Annotated in this window: 18 protein-coding genes and 1 pseudogene; 8 read left to right on the top strand and 11 right to left on the bottom strand. The window is 65.3% G+C overall.

What is annotated here, in order from left to right:
• Positions 1–15 precede the first annotated feature (15 nt).
• From QZY48_RS14150 to QZY48_RS14160, 3 genes are read right to left on the bottom strand one after another with little or no spacing between them, the layout of a single operon-like run.
• Positions 16–1,008, bottom strand: a complete 993-nt coding sequence (locus QZY48_RS14150) for a glycosyltransferase (protein ID WP_295431740.1) — start codon at positions 1,006–1,008, stop codon at positions 16–18.
• A 30-nt stretch (positions 1,009–1,038) separates the two neighbouring features.
• On the bottom strand, positions 1,039–2,109 hold the full coding sequence (locus tag QZY48_RS14155) for a polysaccharide biosynthesis protein (protein ID WP_295431742.1): 1,071 nt from the start codon (positions 2,107–2,109) through the stop codon (positions 1,039–1,041).
• A gap of 26 nt (positions 2,110–2,135) precedes the next feature.
• The gene (locus QZY48_RS14160; RefSeq protein ID WP_295431744.1) at positions 2,136–2,996 is read right to left on the bottom strand and encodes an SDR family oxidoreductase; all 861 of its coding nucleotides are present in this window, start codon (positions 2,994–2,996) and stop codon (positions 2,136–2,138) included.
• Between the two features lie 438 nt (positions 2,997–3,434).
• Between QZY48_RS14160 and QZY48_RS14165 the strand changes: the two genes are divergently transcribed.
• From QZY48_RS14165 to QZY48_RS14175, 3 genes are all read left to right on the top strand, one after another.
• Entirely contained in the window at positions 3,435–4,151 is a 717-nt protein-coding gene (locus QZY48_RS14165; protein ID WP_295431746.1) for a class I SAM-dependent methyltransferase, read from the top strand.
• A 76-nt stretch (positions 4,152–4,227) separates the two neighbouring features.
• A complete protein-coding gene (locus tag QZY48_RS14170; protein WP_295431748.1) occupies positions 4,228–5,442 on the top strand; it encodes a glycosyltransferase in 1,215 nt (404 codons plus the stop codon).
• Positions 5,439–6,701 (top strand): glycosyltransferase family 4 protein, encoded by a 1,263-nt coding sequence (locus QZY48_RS14175; RefSeq protein WP_295431749.1) that lies wholly within the window; start codon positions 5,439–5,441, stop codon positions 6,699–6,701. Before QZY48_RS14170 ends, QZY48_RS14175 begins: the two co-directional genes overlap by 4 nt.
• A 49-nt stretch (positions 6,702–6,750) precedes the next feature.
• Here the strand turns inward: QZY48_RS14175 and QZY48_RS14180 are convergent, their stop codons facing one another.
• The 6 genes from QZY48_RS14180 to QZY48_RS14205 form a co-directional block, all read right to left on the bottom strand.
• Positions 6,751–8,007, bottom strand: coding sequence for a DUF4915 domain-containing protein (locus QZY48_RS14180; RefSeq protein ID WP_295431752.1), 1,257 nt, complete (start codon positions 8,005–8,007; stop codon positions 6,751–6,753).
• Between the two features lie 15 nt (positions 8,008–8,022).
• Entirely contained in the window at positions 8,023–9,384 is a 1,362-nt protein-coding gene (locus tag QZY48_RS14185; protein WP_295431755.1) for an ABC transporter ATP-binding protein, read from the bottom strand.
• Entirely contained in the window at positions 9,374–10,267 is an 894-nt protein-coding gene (locus tag QZY48_RS14190) for an ABC transporter permease (RefSeq protein WP_295431757.1), read from the bottom strand. The genes QZY48_RS14185 and QZY48_RS14190 overlap by 11 nt, the downstream gene beginning before the upstream one ends.
• A gap of 7 nt (positions 10,268–10,274) precedes the next feature.
• Positions 10,275–11,273 carry a peptidylprolyl isomerase gene (locus tag QZY48_RS14195; RefSeq protein ID WP_295431759.1) on the bottom strand — a complete coding sequence of 333 codons (999 nt, stop codon included), beginning with the start codon at positions 11,271–11,273 and terminating at the stop codon, positions 10,275–10,277.
• 228 nt (positions 11,274–11,501) lie between these two features.
• Entirely contained in the window at positions 11,502–13,220 is a 1,719-nt protein-coding gene (locus QZY48_RS14200) for a hypothetical protein (RefSeq protein ID WP_295431761.1), read from the bottom strand.
• A 217-nt stretch (positions 13,221–13,437) separates the two neighbouring features.
• On the bottom strand, positions 13,438–13,851 hold the full coding sequence (locus QZY48_RS14205; RefSeq protein ID WP_295431764.1) for a hypothetical protein: 414 nt from the start codon (positions 13,849–13,851) through the stop codon (positions 13,438–13,440).
• A 668-nt stretch (positions 13,852–14,519) separates the two neighbouring features.
• Between QZY48_RS14205 and QZY48_RS14210 the strand changes: the two genes are divergently transcribed.
• The 3 genes and pseudogenes from QZY48_RS14210 to QZY48_RS14220 all read left to right on the top strand — a co-directional run bounded on the left by QZY48_RS14210 (position 14,520) and on the right by QZY48_RS14220 (position 17,663).
• On the top strand, positions 14,520–15,467 hold the full coding sequence (locus QZY48_RS14210; protein ID WP_295431767.1) for an NAD-dependent epimerase/dehydratase family protein: 948 nt from the start codon (positions 14,520–14,522) through the stop codon (positions 15,465–15,467).
• 198 nt (positions 15,468–15,665) lie between these two features.
• Positions 15,666–15,848, top strand: a pseudogene (locus tag QZY48_RS34820) (tetratricopeptide repeat protein); the annotation flags it as partial.
• Between the two features lie 27 nt (positions 15,849–15,875).
• On the top strand, positions 15,876–17,663 hold the full coding sequence (locus tag QZY48_RS14220) for a tetratricopeptide repeat protein (protein ID WP_295431773.1): 1,788 nt from the start codon (positions 15,876–15,878) through the stop codon (positions 17,661–17,663).
• 16 nt (positions 17,664–17,679) lie between these two features.
• On the opposite strand, the gene wecB is transcribed toward QZY48_RS14220, so the two are convergent.
• Together wecB and QZY48_RS14230 are read right to left on the bottom strand one after the other, a co-directional pair.
• Entirely contained in the window at positions 17,680–18,798 is a 1,119-nt protein-coding gene (gene wecB / locus QZY48_RS14225; protein WP_366929693.1) for a UDP-N-acetylglucosamine 2-epimerase (non-hydrolyzing), read from the bottom strand.
• 401 nt (positions 18,799–19,199) lie between these two features.
• Positions 19,200–21,551: a DUF1631 domain-containing protein gene (locus QZY48_RS14230; RefSeq protein ID WP_295431776.1), complete on the bottom strand. Its 2,352-nt coding sequence runs from the start codon at positions 21,549–21,551 to the stop codon at positions 19,200–19,202.
• A 725-nt stretch (positions 21,552–22,276) separates the two neighbouring features.
• Between QZY48_RS14230 and QZY48_RS14235 the strand changes: the two genes are divergently transcribed.
• Together QZY48_RS14235 and QZY48_RS14240 are read left to right on the top strand one after the other, a co-directional pair.
• Complete coding sequence (locus QZY48_RS14235) at positions 22,277–22,969, top strand: class I SAM-dependent methyltransferase (protein WP_295431778.1); 693 nt, start codon at positions 22,277–22,279, stop codon at positions 22,967–22,969.
• An 8-nt stretch (positions 22,970–22,977) separates the two neighbouring features.
• Positions 22,978–24,837 carry a hypothetical protein gene (locus QZY48_RS14240; RefSeq protein ID WP_295431781.1) on the top strand — a complete coding sequence of 620 codons (1,860 nt, stop codon included), beginning with the start codon at positions 22,978–22,980 and terminating at the stop codon, positions 24,835–24,837.
• The last annotated feature ends 21 nt before the right edge of the window (positions 24,838–24,858 follow it).

Here is a 24,858-nt window from a genome sequence, read left to right on the forward strand (position 1 = left end):
GTGCGCAACTGCCGATCAAGGCCCCGACCATGCACTGTAATGATCGCCGGGAGTCGGCACCGCGAATCGCTCAGGGCGCAGGCCGCGGTAGAGTGACAGCAGCGGGCGGGTCCATGGCATACCCAGCGCGAATAGCACCAAACGGAGGCTGCGGTGCCGCTGCGCTATCACCGGACCAGGCCACCAAGGCTTGGCCTTCAGCGACTCCCACATGTAGCGGCGGGCGGGGATGCCCGGATTGTGCAGGGCGAGTATAGCGGCGAAGAAATAGGCCGCGCTCATTGCCTCGTCACGCAGTGGGACCAGGGACAAGGGCAGGTCGGGGCGGGCGAACAGGTCGCGGATGATGGCGACCTTATCCGCGGCCAATTCGGCGTTGAGGAGGGCCTGGGAGGTACCGCCCGGATGGAAACGCCAGGTGGCGGAGACGGTTGGAATATGGCGCAAAGGGCGTTGCAGGCCGATGCGCAGCCACTGGTGATAGTCGCCGGAATAACGAAAGCGCGGGTCGCGCGGTGGCTCGTCGCCGAGTGCACTGCGGCGGAACAGGCCGCCGGGACCAATCAGGCACAGGTGGCGGCGCAACATCAGCGAGTAGTCGTAATCCGGCAGTCGCATGACCTCCAACACCCGGCCGGTGGAATCGATCTTGAGCCAGTCCGGATAGACCCCGGCCAGATCCGGATCGCCGCACAGGGTGTCGACCGCGGTCTCGATCAGACCGGACAAGACGGGGTCGTCGGCATTGACGACCCCCAGGATTTCACCGCCGGCACAGGCGTAACCCCGGTTGACCGCGGCCCCCTCGCCCGCATTTTTCTGTACCACGACGCGGATCGCATCGCCGAAGGCGCGCAATTGCGCCAGGGTGTCGTCGCTCGACCCATCATCGACCACGATGTATTCGAGGGGACGGTAGCCCTGACGCAATACGCTTGCGACGGTCTCGGTGATATAGGCACCCGCGTTGTACGCGGGGGTGATGATGGAGACGAGCGGACGGTCCATGAGGCGCCCCGGTGTCGGCCGTATCCGGTCTCAGACCAGGACCTCGTCTTCAAATCGCAGGTCCTGATCGGGCATGAGTCCACGTCGGCGCAGCAGGTCACTCACCTGCTGCGCCGACATCAGGTCATCGGCCGAGGTGTATTCGCGCCGCAGGCAAGCGCCTAGCTCCTGACTGGACTCTTCACGCAGTTCGGGCAGGATCGGGGCCACCACATAGTCCCCATCACGCTCGAAGGTGCGCCAACCTTCTTCCTCGGAGACCAACGACTCGTGGAGTTTCTCGCCCGGGCGCACCCCGGTGACGACCGTCTGAATAGGCCGATCGCCGATCAGGGCGGACGCCACGTCGGTCATACGCGCGGCCGGCACTCGCGGGATGTAGGTCTCGCCCCGTTTGCCGGTGGCGACCGCGCGCAGGATCAGGTCCACCGCCTCCTCCAGACTCAGCAGAAAGCGCGTCATCTCCGGGCTGGTGATAGTAAGAGGCCCGCCATTGCGGATTTGGTCGTGGAACAGCGGGATCACCGACCCACGGGACGCCAGGACGTTCCCGTAACGCGACAAGACGAAGCGGGTATCCGGCGCCTCCAGATTGCCCTGCGCATAGATGCGCTCCTGCAGCGACTTCGTCATGCCCATGACGTTGACCGGCTTCACCGCCTTATCGGTCGAGATGCCCATCACGCACTCCACCGGCAGGCGCAGATCGCGGATCGCCCGGACCAGGTTGGCGGGGCCGATCACATTGGTCTGCACGGCCTCGGTCGGGAAGTATTCGCAGGTCGGAACCTGTTTGAGCGCGGCGGCCGCGAACACGATGTCGATGTCGTGCAGCGCACCGCACAGCGAGCCGTAATCACGCACGTCACCGATCCGAAATTCCAATTTTTCACGGAAATTTCGGTAGATGATCTCGTCCGTGGCGGCGCGCCGGTGCAGATAATAGACACGGATGTCGTGCTGCTTGGCCTCATCACGGGAAAAGATGACGATCCGTGCCGGGTCCCCATGCCGACCGCCCAACAACCGCCGCAACAGCACCTTGCCCAGCGAACCGGTGCCGCCGGTGATCAGTATCCGCTTACCGTCGAGTAACGCCATCTTTCTGTTTCCTCAATACCGTCCGCCTACAGAAGCGGGTCAGCGTGCATGGTTTCGATCATTGACTGCCAGGTCGGGGCCACCCAGCCGGTCGCCTCCCGGAAGCGGCTGCCGTCGAGCCTGCGGTCACACAGGAAAGTCTCGTCCGGCACGATCTGCACCCCGAGCCCATAGACCTGATTGACCAGTTCCAACAGGCTGCACTTATCGATTGGTGCGCTGGCGACATGCCACACCCCGGACAGACCTGGATGGGATTCGAGCAGGAACCGAACGACGTCGGCCATGGCCAGCGTCGTAAGCCCCGTGTAGAGGGCGTGCCGATAACCCCGAACCTGGGCGCCGCGCTGGGAAAAGAACCAGTCGAACAGCCCGGTCCCCCGCCGCAGTTCCCGCCCCACGATGGACGAGCGCAGCGTGAAACACCCGGGCCGATCCACCTCGCCTAAGAGCTTGCTGCGCCCGTAGAGGTCGGTGGGGTCCGTCGGGTCTGACTCCCGGTAAGGACCACCCCGACCGGCGAACACGCAGTCGGTGCTGAAGTGGATCAGACGCGCACCGAGGTCCGCGCAGATCCGGGCCAGTTGGTGGGGCAACAGGGCATTGATGGCAATCGACGCAATGGCGTCGTTTGCCGCATCGATCTGTTTGACGATGCCGATACAGTTGATGACCGCATCGGCCCCCACCGACTCGATGGCGCGACGGATCGACCCAAGGTCCGAGACCGTGACCCCCCCGATCAGCCGGCCCGGTTCGACTCCCGCAATGTTCGGCGCCCCGCTCAGTTCGCCGCGCACCGTGCCCCAAGCCTCGTGCCCCTGGGACAGTTGCTGCAAGAGCTTATGCCCCAGCATTCCGGTGGCACCGAGTACGACTAACTTCATCTAATTGATCCTCGGCCCGAGTCGGCCATCGTGCCTACCGGCGGGGTAATCTCCACCGAACGCGAGGGATTCTGGGGTCATCGATCGACGAAGCCGACCCGGTGGTTTCGCGTTGCGCGCCCGGCATCGCGGTTCTCTGCGCCGCCGCCTCGCCGCTCCAGGTTTGCTCCCAAGGGTCCCGTCGGGCGACCTGAGTGGGCTCCGCGTCTCGTGACAATCCGCGCGCCCCCCGTTGGGGTTGCAGCAGCGCGTCCCGGCGGGCGCCCGGCCGCCGAAGGAAGGCGCCGGGAGCGCGAGCTGGGTCATTTTGCTTGATTTCAGGGAGCGCCGCAAGGTAAAGTTACGCGCTGGTACACTGACTATCGTCGGCGGCGAGTCAAGGGAGGTCACGGTACCGTCCTCAATCTTAAGCTTTCACCGAGGCAGACGACTCTGAACATGCTCGACCAAATGCGCCGGTGGCTTCTCAAAATGGGACTCCCCCAGCCGGCAAAGGCAACGCACGCGGCAACCGATATCAAGGAAATCTTCTCGTCGATCTATCACAATAACTATTGGGGCAATGCCGACTCCCGATCTGGTGCGGGCTCGGATTTGACGCAGACGCAGGCGATCCGGCAGCGGCTCCCCGGTCTGCTGCAGCAGTGGCAGGTCAGATCCATGATCGATGTCCCCTGCGGCGATTTTCACTGGATGGCGCAGGTCGACCTCGAGGTGGACTACGTGGGCGCCGACGTGGTTCCCGATTTGGTCAAGCGCAATACTGAGGTGTTCGGCAGGCCGCGGCGCGATTTCGTCGTCCTCGACGTCGTGGCGGACCAACTTCCTCGCGCGGACCTGATCTTTTCGCGCGACCTCCTGGTGCATTTCTCATTCCAGGACATCGCACGGGCCTTGCGGCGGATGCAGGACAGCGGCGCCACCTACCTGCTGACGACCACCTTCACGAATAGAGAGCAGAATCTCGACATTGCAACGGGTCTCTGGCGTCCGCTCAATCTTGTCAAGGCGCCGTTTCTCTTCCCGGAGCCGCTGGCGCTGCTCAACGAGAATTGCACGGAGGGGGATGGCTCGTGGGGCGATAAATCGCTCGCCTTGTGGCGATTCGCCGACCTTCCGGTGAGCGATTTCGCCGCACGCTGTGACTCGCCATAGCATCCCTCACGAAGACGATAATTACCGGCCGCGGCGCGATCAGTCGCAGCCTCGGCGTGAGAGTATCCCCATTGCCATGAGCGACCTTCTCGTCTTCAGCTACGCCTTCCCACCCATGCGGGTGCAGATGGCACCGGTCGTGGCCAAGCCAATGGCGGGGCTTGCCCGGCGGGGACACCGCATCGACGTGGTGACGGCGCACGCCTTCGGCCCGCATTTGGGAGAAGACGATTCGCTGTCGGATTACACGGCACAGCACTTCCACTCGATCCAGCGGCTGAGTCCGGACGACCGCCTCCTGACCCGCAGGTGGCGCTACTCACCCCGGTGGGCGGCGACCCCGGACCTGATGGGGCTGTTGCATCGCCAGGCCCTCGAGTATCTGTTGTCCCTGGATCTCAGGCACTACGCGGCGGTGATCACCTGGTCGCCATTTCACTCGGTGAATACCGTAATGGCGCGCGTGAAGGCGCAGCGGCCGCGGGTCAAATGGATTGCGCAGTTCAGCGATCCCTGGGCCGGCAATCCCCTGGAGCATTCGTGGGTGACCCGCCTTTGGAATACGCTGCGCCAGCCGCAGACGGTGCGCCGCGCCGACTTCATCGTTCATTCGTCGGCGTACTCGCGCGACCTGATGTTCGCGGGCGCCGGCCGGAACCGCGGCGCGAGATCCGCGGTGATACCGCATGCCTACGACCCGTCGCTCTATCCGTCACCCCCGCGTCAGGGGAATGACAGGATCGTGCTTCGATACGTTGGAGTGCTGTTCGGGCGACGCTCCCCAGAATATCTCTTCCAGGCGCTGCGCGTGCTCTTCTGCGAGCATCCGCTATGGAGAGACAGGGTCCGCTTGGAGATCGTAGGTACGGTGCCTCCCGAGATGCTGCAAACGACGGCCGCGCGGGCACTTGAGCCGGATGTGCTGGTGATCCGTACCAGTGTTTCTTACCTCGAGTCCCTGCGCCTGATGCGCGACGCCGATTTGTTGGTGTTGATCGAGGCGGACACCCGGCTGAATCTCTTCGTACCGAGTAAGCTCTCCGATTATATCGGCGCCCGCCGGCCTATTCTTGGTCTGGCGCCCCCCGGGGGGTCCTACGATTTGCTCTCCCAAGTCGGGGCTGCCATCAGGGCGCCGACGGATGTCAGCGGCATCGCCGCCGCGCTGCACGAGATGCTGTCGGCCATCGCCGGCGGCGCGGACCTGCCTGAAAACCCGGCACGGGAAGATCTGTCGACCGAAGCGGTTGCCATGAAATTCGAAGCCGTTCTCGACGAGGTGGCGAGTTGAAGCGCAAGAAAATTCTCTTCGTTGCGATGCATAACAGCCCGCACACGGCACGCTGGATCAACCTCTTGGCGGGCTTCGACTGGGATTTACACCTGTTCGCCATCAACGAGGCCGCGACTATCCCGCTGCTGTCCGGCGTCACGGTCCATCGCCCGGTCTGGAGGGTGTCGCCGCGCCACCTGTTGGCACGGCTGCGCGGACGCAGGCACGACGTGCCGGGCTGTCCGGAAGTTGGGATTTATCCCCTGCGGATGCCCGCAAAACTCGAATTTCTATTGGCGCGCAAGCAAGTCAGCCTCGGGGCTGACGGGGCAACCCGCCCCTTCCTCTACGGCCCGCGCACGCTGCTGCGACTGATCGAGGACCTGCAACCCGACCTGATTCATTCAATGGAATTTCAGCATTGCGGATATCTGGTGGCACAGGCAAAGGCCGCGGCCGGTACCCGCGGATTCCCGCCGTGGCTCGTGACCAACTGGGGCAGCGACATCTATTACTACCGACAATTCAGCGACCATTTGCAGCGTATTCGCGAGGTCTTGAGCGGGGCCGATTTTTATTCCTGCGAATGCGAACGCGATGTCGGTTTGGCGCGGGGTCTGGGCTTCGACAAGAAGGTGCTGCCGGTGCTGCCGAACACCGGCGGTTTCGATATCACCTTCGTGGATCGATGGCGGGAGGTCCATCCCCCGGCGCAGCGCCGCCTCATCATGGTCAAGGGCTACCAGCATTTTGCCGGACGGGCGCTGACGGCCTTGGATGCGCTGGAGCGCTGCGCGCAAGACCTGAAGGGCTACCGCATCGTCATTTTTTCCCCGTCGGAGCCGATCTACGCGCGGGTCAATGAGCTTCAGCAGTGGCTCGGTCTCGATATCATCGTGCTGCCGCACGCCACTCACGACGCCATGCTCCGGCTGTTCGCCAGGGCGCGCCTTTATATCGGCATCAGCATCTCGGACGCAATCAGCACCTCGATGCTGGAGGCGATGGCACTGGGGTGTTTTCCCATCCAGACCGGCACCGCCTGTGCCGACGAATGGATCGAAGACGGGGTGTCCGGATTCATCGTCGATCCCGATGCGCCCCAGGTCATTGCGCAGGCAATACGCAGGGCCCTGCGCGACGACGCGCTGGTGGAGCAAGCCGCCGTGGTCAATTGCGCAACGGTGCGCTCGCGGCTGGATCAGGACCAACTGCGCAAGCAGGTGCGGCTGTTCTACGACTCGGCACTCGGCGATAGTTCCCCAGCGCCGGATTAGGAACGGTTTACGAAGAAGTTAAACACTTCTCGTTACTTTGGCCCCCGACTCAGCGGGCACGTCGAAACAACCCGCTGACATAACGCAGGGGCGCAGTCACCCGCCAGGAGTGTGATTGGTGCAGGGAGTCGAGCGCCTCGCGGACGCTCAGAAGTTGTGCCTCCAGCGCCGCCCGAGTCAGCCGCAGGTCGGCAATTTCGCTCAATTGGCGCCCGATCTCCGTTACCCGCCGGTCCAGTTCGGCCGTGAGATTAGCGCTTTGCGTCAAGAGGTTATCGATGTCGGTCAGGAGCCGCTGCGTCGTTGCCGCATGGTCGCCACGCAGTCGGGCGGCGACCCGGTGCATGTTCAGAATGCGGCGGCTCAATGCGTCGGCAGGGTCGCCGAGTGGACCGGGCTGCTCCAGAATCAGTAGGTCGTAGACTTCTTCACCGAAGCCGCCCACCTCGGTTCTGCCGGTGACGCTCTGCCTTGCCAGGTCGATACAGATGAGCGCCGCACCTGAGCTTGCCGCGGCGACGCCTTGATTGGGCGTCCCCTTGCTGCGGGAGATCAGACGCGGGGCGCTGACGCCCACCCATAGCCTGTCCTCTGCGACGGCAAGACCACGGGTGTATCCGCCGACGTCGATCCGGCCTTGGGCGCGCCAGACGCCGTCCTCGTCGCGGCGCAGCGAGTGCACCAGATGCGCCTGGGATTCGGCGAAGTATAGCCGGCCGCCGTGACAAAGCGGGGTATGCGGTTGGGCCAGCCCACCCTGAATGACCGCAAAGGGCTCGAGCTGAAAGACGGCCCCCATCCTGCCCCAGGAACCATCCGCTCCGCGCGGGCCGAAACAGGAGGCGATCAGGCCGTCCGCCGATGCGGTCAGACCGTTGAGATGGACCAGGTCCCGATCGTTTGGGACCTCCGGATACCGCCAATGCAGGCGCGGCGCACCGAACCCGGCGGCACCCAGACTCACCTCATAAATCTCATTCGTTCCAGTGCTGACGACATACAGCGAACCCGCGTGGTAGATCAGCGAATGCGGGTCGAGGCAGGGCGACAGTTCCCGGCACGCCTTGATCCGTCGCTCAAGCGGGTCATAGAGGATGATCATGGGCGAGGCCGACTGGGTCGTCAGCACCAGGTCGCGGCCGACCGGGCACACGCCGGTGAGCCCGGCCAGGCCAGCATCCGCTATGCCAGGCTCCGGCGGCAGCAACCAGTCACGGCCGTTACCGCCGATCTGCAGGAGCAGGGCGGCGTATTGCGGGGACGTGAGCTGATTACAGAATGTGACAAGGAGACAGGGTCCGCTCATGTTGGCCCCCAGGCCCTAGGCATCGGTGTGCGACGACCGGATCTCGACCTGGATCTTCAGATCGACGGTGCCCATGGCAGGCCGCACCGGACCCCGCGCGACGCGGAAGGCCAGCACGTCCAGGACGCGATGGAGAAGCTCGCCGCGCGAGGCCACCCCACAATTGAAAAAATAGGTACCCCAGGCAAAGGCGCAGTCGAACTCGAAACAGATATCGATGACCTCGCCGGCGCCCACCATGGGAATCGTCTGCTGACCGGGCGGAAACATGCCGCCGCCGAGGTGTACGCCGTTTATCACCTTGGTCATGCAGTAGAATTTGACTGCACGCACGGCCTGCGTAAAGCTGACACGATAACAGAATTTATAGCGCTCGCCGGGGACGAGGCAATTGACCCGCTCGCCGGTCAGCGTGAGCAGGCGCGCGTCTGAGATCTCGGCGCCAAGCGGGTCAAAGGCCAGGGTGCTGACCGACACCAGGTTGGGGTCCAGGCTCGCGATCTCGGTTTCGTCTGCCTCATCCCGTGCCTCCACGAAGCCCAGGTCCCGGAGCGCGTCCGTGCTGGTCGGGGCCTCCCTGCCGCCACTGGACGCGGCGGCCGTGCGAATCTCGCCCAGGATCTCCGGGATACGCTCGTCCGGGGCCGCCATCAGCTTCTGGTACCAGGCGACGGTGCCTTTGGGCCGTCCGGTATACAGGTGTTCGCCCTGGTGCAGGAGAATCGCGTGGTCGCACAGGTCGACCACGGTGGCGGTGGCGTGCGAGACGAACAGGATGGTCGCCCCGTCACCCTTGATCCGCTCCATCCGCGCGAAGCACTTGCGCTGGAAGGCCTCGTCCCCGACGGCGAGGGCCTCATCGACGATCAGGAGGTCGGGGTCGACGCTGATTGCGACGGCGAAGGCGAGGCGGGCGAACATGCCGCTCGAATAGGTCTTGACGGCCTGGTCGATGAAGGGGCCGATGTCGGCGAAGGCGAGAATGCCGTCCATCCGCTCGTCGACCGCGGCGCGGTCATAACCCGCGATGATGCCGTTGGTGTAGACGTTCTCGCGCCCGGTGAATTCCGGGTTGAAGCCCGCGCCCAGTTCCAGCAGGGCCGCAATGCGCCCGCTGACCGTTACTGTACCCACCGTCGGGTTGAGGTTGCCGCAGATCATCTGGAGCAGGGTCGACTTGCCGGAGCCGTTGCGGCCGATGATCCCCCAGGTCTCACCCTGCCGGATCTCCAGGTCGATTGCCTTGAGCGCCCAGAATTGCTCGTAGTAGGTCCGCCAGCGGCCGAACAGCATCTGCTTGAGCCGGTGCTCCGGCCGCTGGAACATCGCATAGGCTTTGCCGGCGGATTCGGCACGGACGACGACTTCAGACGACATCGGCGAACCCCCGCTTGGTCACCCTGAACCAGACGACTCCGGCCCAGGCGACGGCCATGGAGAGCACCAGGGATAACGCGAGCACCCCAAGGCCCGGCGCCTTGGCGAACAGCAGGACATCGCGCACCTGCTCCATCGCCACCGCCAGGGGATTGATCTGCATGTAGCCCCTGACCCGCTCCGGCAGGGCCGAGACCGGGTAGAACAGGGGGCTCGCGAACATCAACACCGGTACGACGATACCGACGAACTGGCGGATATCGCGGATGAAAAGTCCGGTCGACGACAGGAACCAGACCAGCCCCAGCGTCATGAGGACCAAGGGCATGAGGACCACGGGCAACCAGAGCACGGTCAGCGGCGGCAGGCCGGCGATGAGGACATAGGCGACGAGCAGGATCCCGAAGCTGACGGCGGCGTTGAACAGCGCACTCGCCAGCGAGACCCAGGCCAGGGCCTCGAGCGGGAAGACGATGCGTTTGATGTAGGATGGGTTCTCGGCCATCAGCGTGGGTGCGCGGGAAACGCATTCCGAGAACAAGGCGAACACGATCAAGCCGGCGAACAGCACCAAGGCGAACTCGAAGCGGCTGTTCATCGGCGTCGCCCAGCGGGTTTGGAATACGACACTGAAGACGAAGGTATAGATCGCAAGCATCAGCATCGGCGTGACGAACGACCAGGCGACGCCGAGTACCGAGCCGCGATAGCGCGCGGCGATCTCGCGCCGCGCGAGTTGGACGATCAGGCCCGCGTTGTCCGTCAGGGAGGTAAAGACGTGCTGCGGGCCGTACTCGGCGAGGGAAAGCCGCGGGCGGGCCGCCGTGTGCACTGCAACCGGGCGGCGGACCGCGGCGCCCGTCGACTGATGGTGATCGATCATCGTTCGCCTAGCGGCCCTGGGCGGCCGGTGTCACAGTGGCGCCCGGGGCTGGCGGCCCTGCGGCGATAATCTCGGCCACCAGGGCGTCTAAGGCCGGCTGATCGATCGTCATCTTGCTCGGATCGACGAGCCCCTTCACCCAGGCTTGGCGGGCCTCGGCGACCCAGTCGTTACCCAGTTTGGCGATGATCGACTCCTTGACCTCATCGAAGGTGCGCTGCCGCCCGGGCTGGACCTCTTCGAGCCGGATGAGGTGCAGACCGAACTTGGACCGGACGATCGGGCTCAGGTCCCCGGGTTGCTGGAGGGCAAAGGCGGCGTCCTCGAATGGCTTGACCATGTCACCCCGCTTGAAGGCCGGCAGCGCCCCGCCCTCCTGCGCATTGGCCGTGTCCTGCGAGGACTTGGCGGCGAGCTCGGCGAAGTCCGCACCCGCTTGCAACTGTTTCAACAGGTCCTCGGCCTCGGGGCGGCGGGCCGCGGCGGCATCATCGGTGTCCGCCTTCAGGAGTATGTGCCGGACGCGCACCAGCGTCGGGGTCAGGTAGCGGTCGGGGTGGGCCTGATAGAGCTCCGCGGCCCGGGCGGTCATATTGGGGATCCGTGCACTCAGGTCCTGCTCCTCCTTCTGGGTGAGCGCGGTGGCATAGATCTGTTCGCGCGCCCGCTCCACCCGCGCCTGGACCTCCGGCAACCGCTCGAGGCCCGCGGCCTTGGCGGCCGCGACCATGGCCTTGCGCTGATAAAGGGCGGTGATGGCCCGCATCAGGACGTCGCGGTCCGAGGTCAGTTGGCTGCGCACCGAATCCGGTGCCGTGGTGAGTTCGGTCCGGACGTCCGCCGCGGTAACGGCGACCTCCGGGAGCGGACCCTGGATCAAGGCCGCGTCGGCCCGCGCGGCGGCGGCCAGGGGCAGGAGGGACAGCCCCAGGGCGTAGCGCAGACAGATGGCAAGGGGGGATGGGCGACACCGCGCGGCGCCGGGGGACAGTTGGTCATTTGTCACGTTCTTCACCAGGTGGCCTGAGACAGCCGACGGCCCGGCAGGGTCCCGCGGTGGTGCTTGCGGTGGGTGCCGAGGGCATGGCCCGTGCTGGAGGTCCGGACGCGAGCGGTCCGAAACTCGGGGTATTTAGATGAAAACACCCGGGGACGATGCCCCGGGTGTAGCCCGGCGGTCGCGGGCGGCTAGGCCGCCCGCGAGACGCATTGGTGGGCGAAGGTCAGCTCGCCGTCAAGGCGCGATCGACCGCTGATACGCGTGCGGCGTATTGTAGGATGCGTTGATGGCGCCATTGGCGATGGTCGTGGCCGAGAACCCGATCGTGGGCAGGCCGCTGAACGTGTAGCTTACCGGCGTGGCTATAGTGATGGAAGACACGATGCTGCCGGCGCTGGTAAAGCCCAGTGCTGCCCAACCCGAGCTGAATCCCAACTGTATCGCGAAGGTGTTGGGGTTCTGCGAGCTGAAATAGTTGGTGCCGGTCCGGAAACTGATCGTGGAGACCTCGAGGGGGAGGCAACGGCCACTGGGCGGCGAGGGTTCCACGATGCCGACAACCTCCTTCTCTTCACGATCCCAATAGGTCAGCCCGACCGGTTGGCAACTGCCCTGGTTGGTGCCGACCGCGAAGGGGCCGTAGTAAACATAGGAACGCGGGTACACACCGAAGAAGGGGTCGTCGGTCGTGGCGCTGGGTTGGACTCCATAGTGGTGCTTGGTCGGGAAGTTGACGACCCAGCCCGTCGCAGGCAGGACGCCATTGTTTGCCCACCACTCGTTGTCCACCTCGTACGTCGTGATCAGGCTGCCGACCGCGTCGACTGTCGGGATCGGAGAGGCACTGCTGTAGGTGAATCCCGCGGTGCGAGGCACACCGTTGAAGACTTGGCTGGACAGGGCGGGGTTGGTCGGGTCGCCAACGATGCCACCAGTCAACGGCGAGCGCGTGGCGCCTGCGGGACTGCCGTCCACGAGATTTGGCCGCACCTGCTGCGGTGTCCAACCCATCAGGTCGTTGGCATTCGGAGCCAATTGATTTTCCGAACCAGCAGTGGGACTGAAGAAATTCGCAAAGGTGGTCACCGGCGCATCAAACACGATGCCGGTGTTCGTCCGCACGATATTGCTGGCCACCTTCAACACATTGAGGGGCTCACAAAACTCGGCCTGAAACGCCGTCGTCCCGGAAGCGGCCGCGCCGCGCGAGGGGATAAAAGGCCATTGATACAAACTGGTTGGGCCGGTGTTTGTGTCAGCGTTGCAGGTAGCGGTGATGCCCGGAGGAGCCTGACGGGCCTGTGACCCGGTGACCAAAATCGGACGCAGGGTCGGGGGATAGACACTGGCCAGGTTGGCGCAATTCCGCGACGTGCTCACGGCCCAGCTCGCCAGCAGACTGGCATCCGGGTAGATATCACTCTTCGGCACGGCGACGCCCATCTCGACGATCTCGATGTAGCCCTCCGTGGACAAGGGGTTGCTGCCGGTGACGAAGTCCACCTGCTTGATCTGCGCACCGTTCGCATTGCTCCCGACCACCACGAAGCCGAGCTGCCGGTTAGCCGGTGTATTGGCGGTACCCTTCGGCATGACGGTCGGGGTCGTGCAGGAGAGGTCAGTGGTCTGCACCCAGGGCAGCCCGGTGCCGGCGTTGAGCCCGACCGTTGCGGTCCAGACGTCGTTCGGGGAGAGGAAGACGTTGAAGTCGAGCACGTCCCTGCTGTCCGCGGCCTGGCGGAAGCGGACCTTGACGGCGACCACGTAATCACCGGAGGTATTGACGAGGCTGATGTTGGTCTGCTGGCCGGCTCGCACCGTGTAATAAGACGTCTCGGCGACATCGCCAAGCCCGTTGCCGGCGAGTTCCACGGCGTTGGCGGGGGCCAGGGCCATGCCCGCTAAGAGCGCGGAGACGGCAGCGGCGGTTTTCGTTCGGTTAAAAGTGGTCATGGTATTCCCCTGGGTTGATGTTCGTTCGTGAGGACCAGCAAAGGCTATCACTGCGTGGTGGTCCCGCTCAACAATCGCACGAAAAATTTCCCTATCAGCCTACTCCAATTGCGAAGTCAGTGTCAAGCTGGCTTCACGCTTTGCCCCGATGCCAGGTCGGCGCCGGACCCCTGCCGACGCCCCCGTGCGTCTGCCTGGCCTCCTGAGGAACTCTCTATCAGTCGTCGTCACGCACCACCCACCAGTCCCCCTGGGTGAGGATCCAGCGCTCGCGCAGCGGCTGAATGCGGTCGACGAGCCCAGCCCCGAGCGGCGCCAGCGACTGCATCTGCAGTGTGACATCGACCTCGGCCCGGTCACCGGCCGGGTCGACCCTGACCTGATCGACGGTCGCCCTGACCCAGTTCACGCCGACGCCAAACTGGGCCCCGTACTGTTTGCGGTCGACCGTCGCCCGGTAAGCCGGGGTTTCAAAGGTGTAGGCCCCGGCGAAATCGCGTTCGATCAAACGCGCCCAGCGCGCCTCCACCCGCTGCTTGAGGGCCTCCTGGGGTTGCAGTGCGGCAGCCGCCTTAGGCGCCGAGGTAGCCGACGGCGGGGTTGCCGGGCCGCAGCCCGCCAAGAGCAACATACTTAAGACCCCAAGGCCGACGCTGACACGCGTCGAAGGCCGATGAAACCGCACACCCATAGCTGACTCCTGACACATTACCGGCCTTGACAGTGTTACGACATCACCCGAGCGGCCGCGGACGGGTGATCCGCGGCGGCGGGCAACGCGGCAAGGGCGCGCTGGCGCTGCCTGTGTCATGACGGCGTGACGCTGTTTTGACGTGAAGTCTAGATTAGCAGACACGTGATCATATTACAACTGTATGCATTTCCCAACAACACGCATTTAACACCCTGATTTTCCTTGTAGCACACCCCAGCGGCTGGTTCGCACCGGGCGCGGGTGAAGGGGACATCGTGTGGAGAAACTACATGTGGTCACATGCTGGTACAACCCTTTGGCCTGCCGGATCGGCGGGCCGGACGCCCCACAGTCAGACCCCGGGGCGGGACGATCCGCGGCCGCGGGGCTCGTTGAAGGACACCGGCAAAGACCACGGAGACACCCGGCCGACGACGCGAAGGCGCTCGCCAAGGCCCCCTTGACGAGTCCTTATGATATCTTTCTAGCCTGGGTAACGGCAACTTGGGTGCCTGGTTAGACGATAAAGGTGCAGCAATGTCCGATGGCGGGCGCGGGCCTGCGGCGAGCGCCGCGGCACTGTTGCTTCAGGATGGGGGTGCGACATGAAGGGGATGGTCCTGGTCACCGGCGCCTCCGGATTCATCGGCCCCGGCCTGTGTCGGCGCCTGCAAGCGGACGGTTGGCGGGTGCGGGCGGTTATGCGGCGGCGCACCGCGGGCCCCTGGGACGAGGCGGTCCACCTTGACCTGGGCCGCGAGGCCCTGCCGCCGCACCTGCTGGCCGACATCGACTGCATCTTCCACCTGGCGGGCAAGGCCCATGCCCTCGCGGCGGGGCCGGGGGCGGAGGAAGAGTACCGGCTCGCCAATTGCCGCAGCACCCTGGATCTGCTCGCGGCGGCCCGCAGTGAAGGCGTGCGCGGGTTCGTCTATTTCAGCAGCGTCAAGGCCATGGGGGGGGGCGCCGCGGACGCGCCCGCACCCGAGGGCCCTTACGGACGCTCGAAACTGGCCGCCGAGCGGGCGGTGCTGACCAGCGGGGCCGCCCCGCACCCGGTGGTCCTGCGCCCGTCCCTGGTCTACGGCCCGCACCCCAAGGGCTATCTGGAGCTGCTGATCAGGGCCGTGCGGGCCGGCTGGTTTCCGCCCCTGCCTGAGCTGGGCAACGGCCGCTCCATGATCCATCGCGACGACCTGGCGCAGGCGGCGATACTCTGCGCCGCGCTCCCCCGGGCGCGCGGACGGACCTATGTCGTCACCGACGACACCCCCTACAGCACCCGCCGGATCTACGAGTGCATCCTGGAGGCGCTTGGCCGGCGGACGCCCCGCTGGAACCTGCCGATCGGCCTGCTGCGGCTGGCCGCGCTGGGCGGCGACGGGATCGGGCGGCTGCGGGGCCGACGCCTGCCCTTCGACTCCGAGGTCCTGGAGAAGCTGATCGGCGCCGCCTGCTATGACGGCACCCCGATTCGACAGGAGCTCGGGTTCCAGTCGCGGCGGACCCTGCCGGACAGCATGGCTGAGATGGTGGCGACCACGCGGCGCTGAGGGGGGACCACGGATACAGAATGATTTGCCGTGAAAGTCGCGCCGGGAGCGCCCTCCGGGTGCGATCAGAACTGATGTGGTAACCGAGATCCCGGGTTCGTTGTCGTAATCGAATAATCCGACAACGATTACGACAACGACAACGACGCCCGGTCCGTGAGAACGTCCGGTAGCTTTAGCACCCATGGGAGATAGTCGATGAAAGCAAGACCCTCAGCGACCACACCGCAGGCCCTGCTGAATCAGGCGCTGGCCTTTCATCAGGCGGGACAGCTCGGGCAAGCAACCGCGCTCTATCGCCAACTCTTGCAGGCGCAGCCGCGCAACGCCGATGTACTCTGGTTGCTGGGCAGCCTGGAGTGCCAAACGGGTCACCTGGAGCAGGGTGCCGCGTTGTTGAGCCGCTTGGTGGACATTGCGCCCGACCATGCCTACGCACATTACAATCTGGGGCTGGCCCTGAACAAGCTCGGTCGTTTGGAGGAGGCGATCTCCAGTTACGCCAAGGCACTGGCGATCAAGCCAGACTATGCCGAGGCGCACATCAACCGCGGCACTGCCCTGCGCGACCTCAATCGTTGGGGGGAGGCACTCGCCAATTACGACCAGGCGCTGGCGGTCAGGCCAAACTATGCGGAGGCCTTTTACAACCGTGGGCTGGCCCTGGGTCAACTCGAGCGACCGGGGGAGGCGCTGGCCAGTTACGCGCAGGCCCTGGCGATCAATCCAGGCTATGCCGAGGCGCACGCGCAGCGCGGCGAAATCCTCTTTGCAGCGAGTCGTTTCGAGGAGGCGCTGGCCGGTTTTGAGCAGGCCTTGGCGATCACGCCGACACTTGATTTTCTGCGCGGACAAGCGCTCTACGCCCGCCTGTACCTGTGCGATTGGCGTCTGTTTGATACTGAATGCGAGCGACTCGCAGAGCAGCTGGCGCAGAATGAAACGGTTTCCTCACCCTTTCCCCTCCTGGCGGTGATCGACGCGCCGCAAGTCCATCGCCGGGCCGCGGAGCTTTACGCTGCAGTAAGGTATCCGGCGGGACATGGCGTGCCTGAGATCGCAAAACGCGGCCGCCGGGAGAGAATCCGCATCGGCTATTTTTCTGCTGATTTCCGTCATCATCCGATGATGCATCTGATGGCGGAGATGCTTGAGTTACATGATCGACAGCGGTTCGAGCTGATCGCCTTCTCGTTCGGACCGGACACCGGCGACAGTTGGCGTGAACGGGCCGCCCGGGCCTTCGATCAATTCATCGATATCCGCTCGCTGTCGGATCGGGAGGCCGCCGCGCTGGCCCGCAACCTGGAACTCGACCTCGCGATCGACTTGAATGGCTTTACGCTCGGCTGCAGGCCCGGCATCTTTGCCGACCGGGCGGCCCCCATCCAGGTGAACTACATGGGTTACCCGGGCACCATGGGCGCGCCTTACATCGACTATTTGCTTGCCGACCGGGCCCTGATCCCAGCCGATGCGCGGCAGCACTATTGCGAAAAGATCGTTTATCTTCCGGATACTTATCAGGCGAACTGCCGGGAGCGGGAGATCTCGGACCAGGCGCTCAGTCGGTCGGATCTGGGGCTGCCGGCGTCCGGCTTTGTTTTCTGTTCGTTCAACACCCACTACAAGATCACCCCGGACGTATTTGACTCATGGCTGCGCATCATCACGCGCGTGCCTGACAGCGTCCTGTGGTTGCTGGTCGGCAATCAGACCGCACGACTGAACCTGGGTAAGCGTGCAGCACAGGCCGGGGTCGACCCCCGGCGTCTCATCTTTGCGGCCAGCCTGCCCGTCGCCGAGCATTTGAACCGATTGCGATCGGCACACTTGTTTCTCGATACCTTTCCATACACTGCCCACACGACTGCCAGTGATGCCTTGCGGATGGGGTTGCCGATCGTGACGCGCAGCGGTCAGTCGTTTGCCAGCCGGGTGGCGGCGAGCCTGCTCAAGGTGGTCGGTGTGCCTGACCTGATCACGACGACCCCGCAGGAATATGAGGCACTGGCCGTGACGCTGGCAACCCAGCCGGAGCAGTTGGCAGCCGTCAGGCAGAGACTACTCGCCAACCTGCCGACCTGTGCGCTCTTCGGCGCTGAGCGCTTTACCCGCGCGATCGAGTCCGCCTATATCGCAATGTACGAGCGGTATCAGGACGACTTATCGCCGGATCATATTGTCGTGACTTGAGGGACCCTGACGTTGGCTACCCGGCCACGCGGTGCCCGCGCAACACCGCGACGATGCGCCCTGCCGCGTGCCCGTCGCCGTAGGGCGAGACGCCGCGGGCCATGGAACGGTAATAGCCGGGGTCATCGAGCAGGCGCTGGGCCTGCGCCACAATCTGTTCATACACCGGGCCGACCAGCTTGACCACACCGGCCGCGACCGCCTCGGGGCGCTCCGTCTCCCGGCGCAGCACCAGGACCGGTTTGCCCAGGGCCGGGGCCTCTTCCTGGACGCCGCCGGAGTCGCTCAGGATCAGGTAGGCGCGCTGCATGGCCCCGACGAACGGCAGGTAGTCGAGCGGCGGGCACAGGGTGATGCCCGGACAGTCGCCGAGCAGTTCCTCGGCGACGCCCTTCACATTCGGGTTGGGATGCACCGGATAGAGCACCGTGACCTCCGGGTTGGTCTCGGCCAGGTGACGGATGGCGCGGCAGATCTCGCGCAAGGGTTCGCCGAAGTTCTCGCGCCGATGGGCGGTGACCAGGATCAGCCGTTTGGCCGGGTCGATGGGGACCCCGATCGCCGGTCGGCGCTCCGCCACGCTCAACAGGGCGTCGATGACGGTGTTGCCGGTGACATGGATGGCCGCGGGGGCGACGCCTTCGCGCAACAGGTTGTCCCGGGCGCTGGCCGTCGGGGCAAAGTGCCAACGCGCCAGACGCCCGGCGACGACCCGATTCATCTCCTCCGGGAAGGGATTGTCGAGATCGCCCGTGCGCAGCCCCGCCTCGACGTGACCGAAGGGGATCTTGCGATAGAAGCAGGCCAAGGCCGCCGTCATCACGGTGGTGGCGTCGCCCTGGGCCAGGACCAGGTCCGGGTTCTCCGTACCGAGCGCCTCGTCCAGGGCCAGGAGCAGCCGGGCGGTCAGGGCGGTGAGTGCCTGGTTGGGCCGCATGATGTCGAGGTCCAGATCGGGCCGGATACCGAAGAGCGCGAGGACCTGGTCGAGCAGTTGCCGATGCTGCGCGGTCGCGAGCACGCGGGACTCGAAGGCCGGGTCGCCCGCGAGGGCCTGGATGACCGGTGCCATCTTGATGGCCTCCGGGCGGGTGCCGACGATGGACAGGACGCGCAGCGGGGGAAGGTCGCTCATGGCTGGCCTGAAGTAGGTAAGGTCTAGGTCGGCAGTGTAGGCGATTTGCCCGCACCGCGGCAGGGTGGCTAATGCCGCTCGATGGATAAGGCTCGGACCATTGACCGCACCGCGGCCGTAGGGTGCGCCGTGCGCACCGTGGCGCCAACCGAAACCCTGGCCGCGGCGATCAACCGCAGCCTCTTGAGGTGCGCACGGCGCACCCTACGCCAATGACCAAGGCTAACGGTCATGGCACCCGCGCCACCCCGGAACATGAAAGTCCTCTCGACCGCTAGCTCGATGGCCAGCGTGCGGGGCAGCGTAGTCAGGGCTTCCAGCCCTGACTGTTCCAGCCCCGACACCGTCAGGCCAGGATGGCCTGACTACGCACTTTCACGGTAAAGCCTTGGACTCCCGGACTACAGAGTGGCCGCTGCCGACGCAGTACGGGCCAGCAGGTGCGCGACTGCACGCTCGGTCAGGGGCGCCTGATTCAGCACCCGGGCCGTGCCCTTGCGCAGGTGCTCCGCGAGACTGGCGGGGGCGAGCGTCATGGCGTTCTCACCCTGGCGGTTGGTGAACAGGTAGACCCCGCGCAACTGGCTGATCCAGCTCAGACGCAGGGTTTTGCGAGTGCCCAGGAAACTCTCGAACTCGACCCAGGTGCCGAGCTCCAGGGACCGGGCGAGCCGCAGCTCGCGGTCGGCGAGAGGCTCCGAGTTGGTCGGCGCGCCGCCCTGGGCCGCCGGGTGATACTCGATGCAGTGGGCGGCCTCGACCAGGTCGACGGCCCGCAATCCAGGGCGTTCGGCAGTGGCGGGGGGCGGCGGGGCCGTCACGGGCTCCGGATTCGGGGGCTCCCGATAGGTCGCGTCGGCACTGTCCTTATGCAGGGCCCCCATGTGCAGCCTGATCAGTTGGCCGAAGAAGGGGTCCCACACCTCCTGCAGACCGGCGGCCTCGAGCGGGACGCGCAGTCGGCTCAGCAGATCGGGCAGCGAGGTGAGCAGGCGATTGCGCTCCGCCGCCCCGTGCTTGGGGGCCACGCTCCACAGCAGGTCGTCCATGGCCGCCAGGGCCTGCTGCCAGGGTTGCGCTTCATCGCCATGGCGGACGTAGGTCTGCTCCAGCACCGAGCGCCAGTGACGATCGAGGAATTCCCCGATCAGGGCCGGCATCCCCGGGACCTTGAGGCGCGCCCCGATCTCGGTCGTCACCCGGGCCTGGGCCAGGTCCCGCCGGTCGCGTTGGGCAAGCTTGTCGACCACCACCGTGGTCCGCGTCCGGGCACGCGCCTCCTCGTCCGCCAGGAAGTCCTCCAACTGCTGCGCCTGGGCGGCAAAGATGTCGATGCTGGTCTCGAAGCCCGCCACCACCTCGCTGACGATGGCCTGGATACTGGTCATCAGGCGCGGCGCGTCGGCCTCGTGGCGCCCGAGCCCGGCACTGGCGATCAGGTCAAGCAGACGCCGCGCCGGGTGCCGCTTGTTGGAGAAGAAGGCCTTGTCCAGCAGGGCCGCCTTGAGGACCGGGATCTGGAGCCTGGCGACCTCCGCGCGCAGGGTCGCCGGGAGGTCCGGGTCCGCGAAGATGGCGTCGAAGAGCAGTGCCACGATATCGATGGTCAGGGCATCGACCGGGTGCGAGCCAGCCGCCAGCGCCGTGGCGCGCAACTGCTGCAGCACCGTGCCCGGTCCCGCGGCGAGTGCTGCCGTCCCCAGCCCCGGCAGGTGCTGCGGGTCGCTACGCCCCCGTTGCAGGGCGGTCAGGACCGCCATCAGTTGGGCCAGGCCGAGGGTCGGCGCGGGCTTCGGATCAGACCCCGGCGGCGCCGCCCGGCGCCCGCGCGGGGTCCGCGTCGCCGCCGCGATGGCGCGGGCGAGCTGATCAAAGACCAGGTCCTCGAAGCGGGCCGGCGCGGGCAGGCCCGCGAGACCGGCGGCCGCCGGGTCGAGCGCGGGGGCGTCGGGTCGCTGGTCGGCCAGCCCGCCGGTCCCCGGCTGTCCGAGTACCCCCGCCGCCGGACCGGTCAGGCGGTCGCCCGGCTCGCCGCACGGCACGCGGCGCGACCCGTTGGGCAGCGCGGGCGCACTGCCATCGTCGACCAGGTGCCGGTTGAGTCCCGCGTAGATGGCCGGAAGGGCCGCCTGGGTCTGGCGCTCGAACGCCTCGAGGATCGTCAGGGCCAAGGGCTGGGCCACCCCCAGCGCGTCGAACGCACGCAGCACGGCCGCGAACAGTGCATGGGGGTACAGCGGGTTATCGTCTTCGTCGATGCGCGCCGAGGCCAGCAGGGCGGCAAGACGGCGGTCGAGCGCGGTGAGTTGCTCCGCACAATGGCAGACGGCGCGGGCCGCCAGCTTGCCGAGCACCAGATCGCGCTTGAAGGCATCCGCGGTGACGGGGTGCAGATCGCACGCGTTGCCCGGGGCGTCGGAAGGACGGTCGCGCCGCAGGGCGGCGAGGCCGACGTCGAAGTGCGCGCACAAGCCGTCGCGAAACCGCTCCACAAAATCCTGACCGCGGCTGGTCAGGACCTCCATCGCGGCAAAATAGCGCTGCTGCTGCTCGAGGCTGGTGGCGCGGTCGGCCATGCCGAGCAGGTCGTCTGCGACTGCGCCCAGGTTCTCGGCCAAGGCCTTGGCGACGCCATGGGCGAGTCGGTCGCGGCACCCCGCCAGTAACAGCAGCGCGTCCGCGGGAATGGTCCCGTCGGGGCCCGCATCACGGGCGGCGAAGGGCAGCGTGTTGGGAGAATTTTGATCCGGCATGAGCTGGGTCTCGGTGTACGGAAGCACTCTGCACCCGCCGGCGCAGAGACAACCCAAGCTGGTAGCGGCATCAGATCCGCGGCGGGCTCAGGGCCCAGGTCCGCCGATCCTTGAGAGATTCTCGTTCTAGGAAGCGTCTTACAGGTGAGAGTATAGGGCAAGGGCCGGCGCCGAGTGCCAACCGGATCGCTAATTCTTGATAAGTTGCCGCGGGCCTCAAGGATCAGGGACAGGCCCCGGACACGGGGGGACCAGGCCCTGAGCCGGCCCGTCGTGCCGAACAGCCGCCGATCTCAAGTCCCCGAGAGAACGCCGGCGCGCGACCGCGGCCAGCGTCGGCCGGGACCACAACCACGCCAATCCTTCGATTACGCCCGGATTCCCCGCTGGAAAACCGACCAGCAAACCACCGCGGTCGCACGCTGCGATGGCCCGAGCGGGCCCGTCGGCGGCCCGCTGGCGCAAGCGGGCGGCGCTGCACGCGCATCTCGCCACGAACCGGACCGCCGCTCGGTTGCTTTATGATCGCGCCTGCCAGGTCTTGTCGGCTGTTTGCACGCAGGTCCCGGCCCGCGACCGCCTCCTTGCATTGCAATGATCTGGTTGCTATTATGAATAATTAGGTAGTCATCGCGCGATCCGTTCTGCATTGACCCATCCGCGCGCCGCGCAACCTGGCGCCAGACGCCCCACTTCATTCATTACGCGCCGACCTGCCGACCATTATGACAACGCATAACTATTTCGCCCGCTGGTCCACTGATCTGTATGGCAGCGGAATTGAATTCCAGCGCACGATCCACGTCCTCACCGCAGGGATAGTGCGGGGCGATACCCTGGATTTAGGCTGTGGTTCGCGCGTCCATTATTACACCGCAAATGCGCAGCGGTGGGTGGGAATGGACCTGTCCCAGGCGATGCTCGATGACCTGCGGTTCTTCGGCCAACCGCCGCGCCAGCCCCCTGAAAAGATCGCGGCCAGTTGTTTTGAGCCACCGTTCGAGGACCAGAGCTTCGACACCGTGTGCGCGATGTTTTTGTTGCACCACTTAGGTCAATATTCGGCACGTTGCAGCCGGCGCCGCGTCGTACAGGTGCTCGCAACTGCACATCGCCTGCTGCGGCCCGGCGGACGGTTACTGATCGCCGAGAGCGCCCGCCGCGCTTTGGAACTACCCTACCACGCCGTGTTTCCCGCGCTCTATCGCATCTTCCGTCTCGCAGACATCGAGTTACCCTATTTCTGGACCCTCAGGCAACTGCTGGCGATGTCGCGCACCGCGGGATTCGATGATTCCTTGGTGGCTCAAATCCCGATCCGTGAGCGGATTGTGAACCCAGTCAGCGGCATCGCCTTGCCGCCGCTGATCACCAATCTGCTGCAGCACATGACGTTGATCGTCCTGACCAAACACTGAGCCACCGCATGCCTTATCCCTTCGCCTTGGCCCTGGTATACGCCCACATTTTCTTCCTGCCCGGCGCCCTGGTTCTTTACGCCATACGCGAACGGGGGCAGGCGTTTGCGCCAATATTGCTCGCGATCCCGCTGAGCGTCGCCATCAATTTCTATCTCATCGTGCTGCTCGTTGCAACCGGCACCCTGGGCCAGCCGCTCCTGCTTTCGATCATCGCCGTGGAGCTCTGCCTGTTCCTGGCGGTGGCCCGCGGCGTCCCACCGATCGGTGCCGGAAGCGGTGCCGACACGGGCGCTGCTTATCTGCAATTCCTCTTCGTCGCAGCGGCAGCCGCCGTATTCGCACCAAGCCTGGTCGCCGCCTTTGGGCAGGTCTTTCAACAGAACGATGCGGTCCTCTCCTGGAACCGCTGGGCGACCAGTTGGGCAACGGGGCAATTCCCTACCTTTACGATGACCTATCCCCAGCTCGTGCCGGTGACCTGGGCCACCGTCTACACCGCGGTGGGGGAGCCGCTGGAATTCTTCGCCCGCGGTCTGGGGCCGGTCTTCGCGGTGTTGTCCGCCGTCTTCATCATGTCCTTGGGGGTGATCCGCGCCCGGCCCGCGTTTGCGGTCGCGGCAGCGGTGAATATCTATCTCACCTTCTTATTCCTGGGCACCTGGCTCGATGACGGATACGCGGAAACCGCGACGATGTTCATGTCCATCGCCGCGTTGTACCCCTTGCTGCTGCTGACGCCCGAATCCGGCGACGCCGTCGTGCGCCGGGCGGCAATGGTCTCGCTGTTTCTCGCCACGGCGGTCGCCCACACCAAACAGGCCGGGGTGTACCTGTTGGTTTGTCATCCGCTGGCATTCGGGCTGATATTGCGTGAACTGGGTCTGTGGCGGCGGAACATCTTCACCGGCTATCTGGTCTGGTTTGCCCTGGCAAGCAGCGCGCTGGTGTTGCCCTGGTATGGGCTCAAACAGTGGCAGATTGCCCAGGGCAGCGAACGGGACATCGCCAGCTATCTGGTCGGCGCCGGCGGCCTGCATGGCGATATGTCCATCTACCGGCGACTGGCAAAGGGCCTGGCACTGCTCTGGGGCACCCTTGGCAGCCTGGGCTCCTGGCTGATCATCATCGGTCTGGCGGCCGCTGCCTTCCTCAATGTCAATCGTTGGCTGATCGTTGTGGTCATTTGCCCTTTCATACTCCAGTGGGCGATCAGTTTCAATTATGACACACGCAACCTCGCCCTGATCATTCCCGCACTCTCGATCGCTTCGGTCCAGGGCTATGCCGCGGTCCTCCAGTATCTGTTTGCGCACTCCGGGGCATCACGCTGGAAGCCGCGCCGACGCCTGTTTCAGCCTTGGCGGCCCAGCGCTCGCCCGGCACTGTATGCGACATTGGCGGTGCTGGTGTTCACCCCGTTGGCATTGGCTCCGAGCCGGGCGACGTTGCGTGACATCCAGCTGTCACAGATGAAAGAAAGAGGCTTCGCTGGGGCCAACGCCGTCGCCTGCGAGTTGAGCGATCACGGCCTGCTGGCCGAACGGTTTCTTACCAATAACCGTTGGCTTGAGGCGCTGCCCTGCGTCAGCGAACGATTCGACCCATTCTACCGGCATACGGACTATCATCATTTCAGCGAGCCGGCGGCGATCTTTGCCGATCTCAATCATCTTGAAGCCTACCTTCGCACCCGCCGCGGGGACCTGAAGCAGATACTGCTCGTGCGTAAGGCAACGCCTTACGCCATTTCAGATTCGCTCTTTGCGGAACTCGCGGAGGCCGCCGCCGGGGGCCATTATCGAATGCTTGCCGCGGGCGCGGACTATCTCCTGGTGGAATCGGTTCAGCCGCAAGACACCAAATAACCCCGGCGCGCGCGCTGCCCG

It is taken from the genome of uncultured Thiodictyon sp. (assembly GCF_903828115.1).
Taxonomy (GTDB): Bacteria; Pseudomonadota; Gammaproteobacteria; order Chromatiales; family Chromatiaceae; genus Thiodictyon.

Excerpts from the sequence above, each read along its gene's own strand:
- QZY48_RS14150 (WP_295431740.1), bottom strand. The coding sequence starts at position 1,008 with ATGGACCGTCCGCTCGTCTCCATCATCACCCCCGCGTACAACGCGGGT.
- QZY48_RS14155 (WP_295431742.1), bottom strand. The coding sequence starts at position 2,109 with ATGGCGTTACTCGACGGTAAGCGGATACTGATCACCGGCGGCACCGGT.
- QZY48_RS14160 (WP_295431744.1), bottom strand. The coding sequence starts at position 2,996 with ATGAAGTTAGTCGTACTCGGTGCCACCGGAATGCTGGGGCATAAGCTC.
- QZY48_RS14165 (WP_295431746.1), top strand. The coding sequence starts at position 3,435 with ATGCTCGACCAAATGCGCCGGTGGCTTCTCAAAATGGGACTCCCCCAG.
- QZY48_RS14170 (WP_295431748.1), top strand. The coding sequence starts at position 4,228 with ATGAGCGACCTTCTCGTCTTCAGCTACGCCTTCCCACCCATGCGGGTG.
- QZY48_RS14180 (WP_295431752.1), bottom strand. The coding sequence starts at position 8,007 with ATGAGCGGACCCTGTCTCCTTGTCACATTCTGTAATCAGCTCACGTCC.
- QZY48_RS14185 (WP_295431755.1), bottom strand. The coding sequence starts at position 9,384 with ATGTCGTCTGAAGTCGTCGTCCGTGCCGAATCCGCCGGCAAAGCCTAT.
- QZY48_RS14190 (WP_295431757.1), bottom strand. The coding sequence starts at position 10,267 with ATGATCGATCACCATCAGTCGACGGGCGCCGCGGTCCGCCGCCCGGTT.
- QZY48_RS14200 (WP_295431761.1), bottom strand. The coding sequence starts at position 13,220 with ATGACCACTTTTAACCGAACGAAAACCGCCGCTGCCGTCTCCGCGCTC.
- QZY48_RS14205 (WP_295431764.1), bottom strand. The coding sequence starts at position 13,851 with ATGTTGCTCTTGGCGGGCTGCGGCCCGGCAACCCCGCCGTCGGCTACC.
- QZY48_RS14210 (WP_295431767.1), top strand. The coding sequence starts at position 14,520 with ATGAAGGGGATGGTCCTGGTCACCGGCGCCTCCGGATTCATCGGCCCC.
- wecB (WP_366929693.1), bottom strand. The coding sequence starts at position 18,798 with ATGAGCGACCTTCCCCCGCTGCGCGTCCTGTCCATCGTCGGCACCCGC.
- QZY48_RS14230 (WP_295431776.1), bottom strand. The coding sequence starts at position 21,551 with ATGCCGGATCAAAATTCTCCCAACACGCTGCCCTTCGCCGCCCGTGAT.
- QZY48_RS14235 (WP_295431778.1), top strand. The coding sequence starts at position 22,277 with ATGACAACGCATAACTATTTCGCCCGCTGGTCCACTGATCTGTATGGC.
- QZY48_RS14240 (WP_295431781.1), top strand. The coding sequence starts at position 22,978 with ATGCCTTATCCCTTCGCCTTGGCCCTGGTATACGCCCACATTTTCTTC.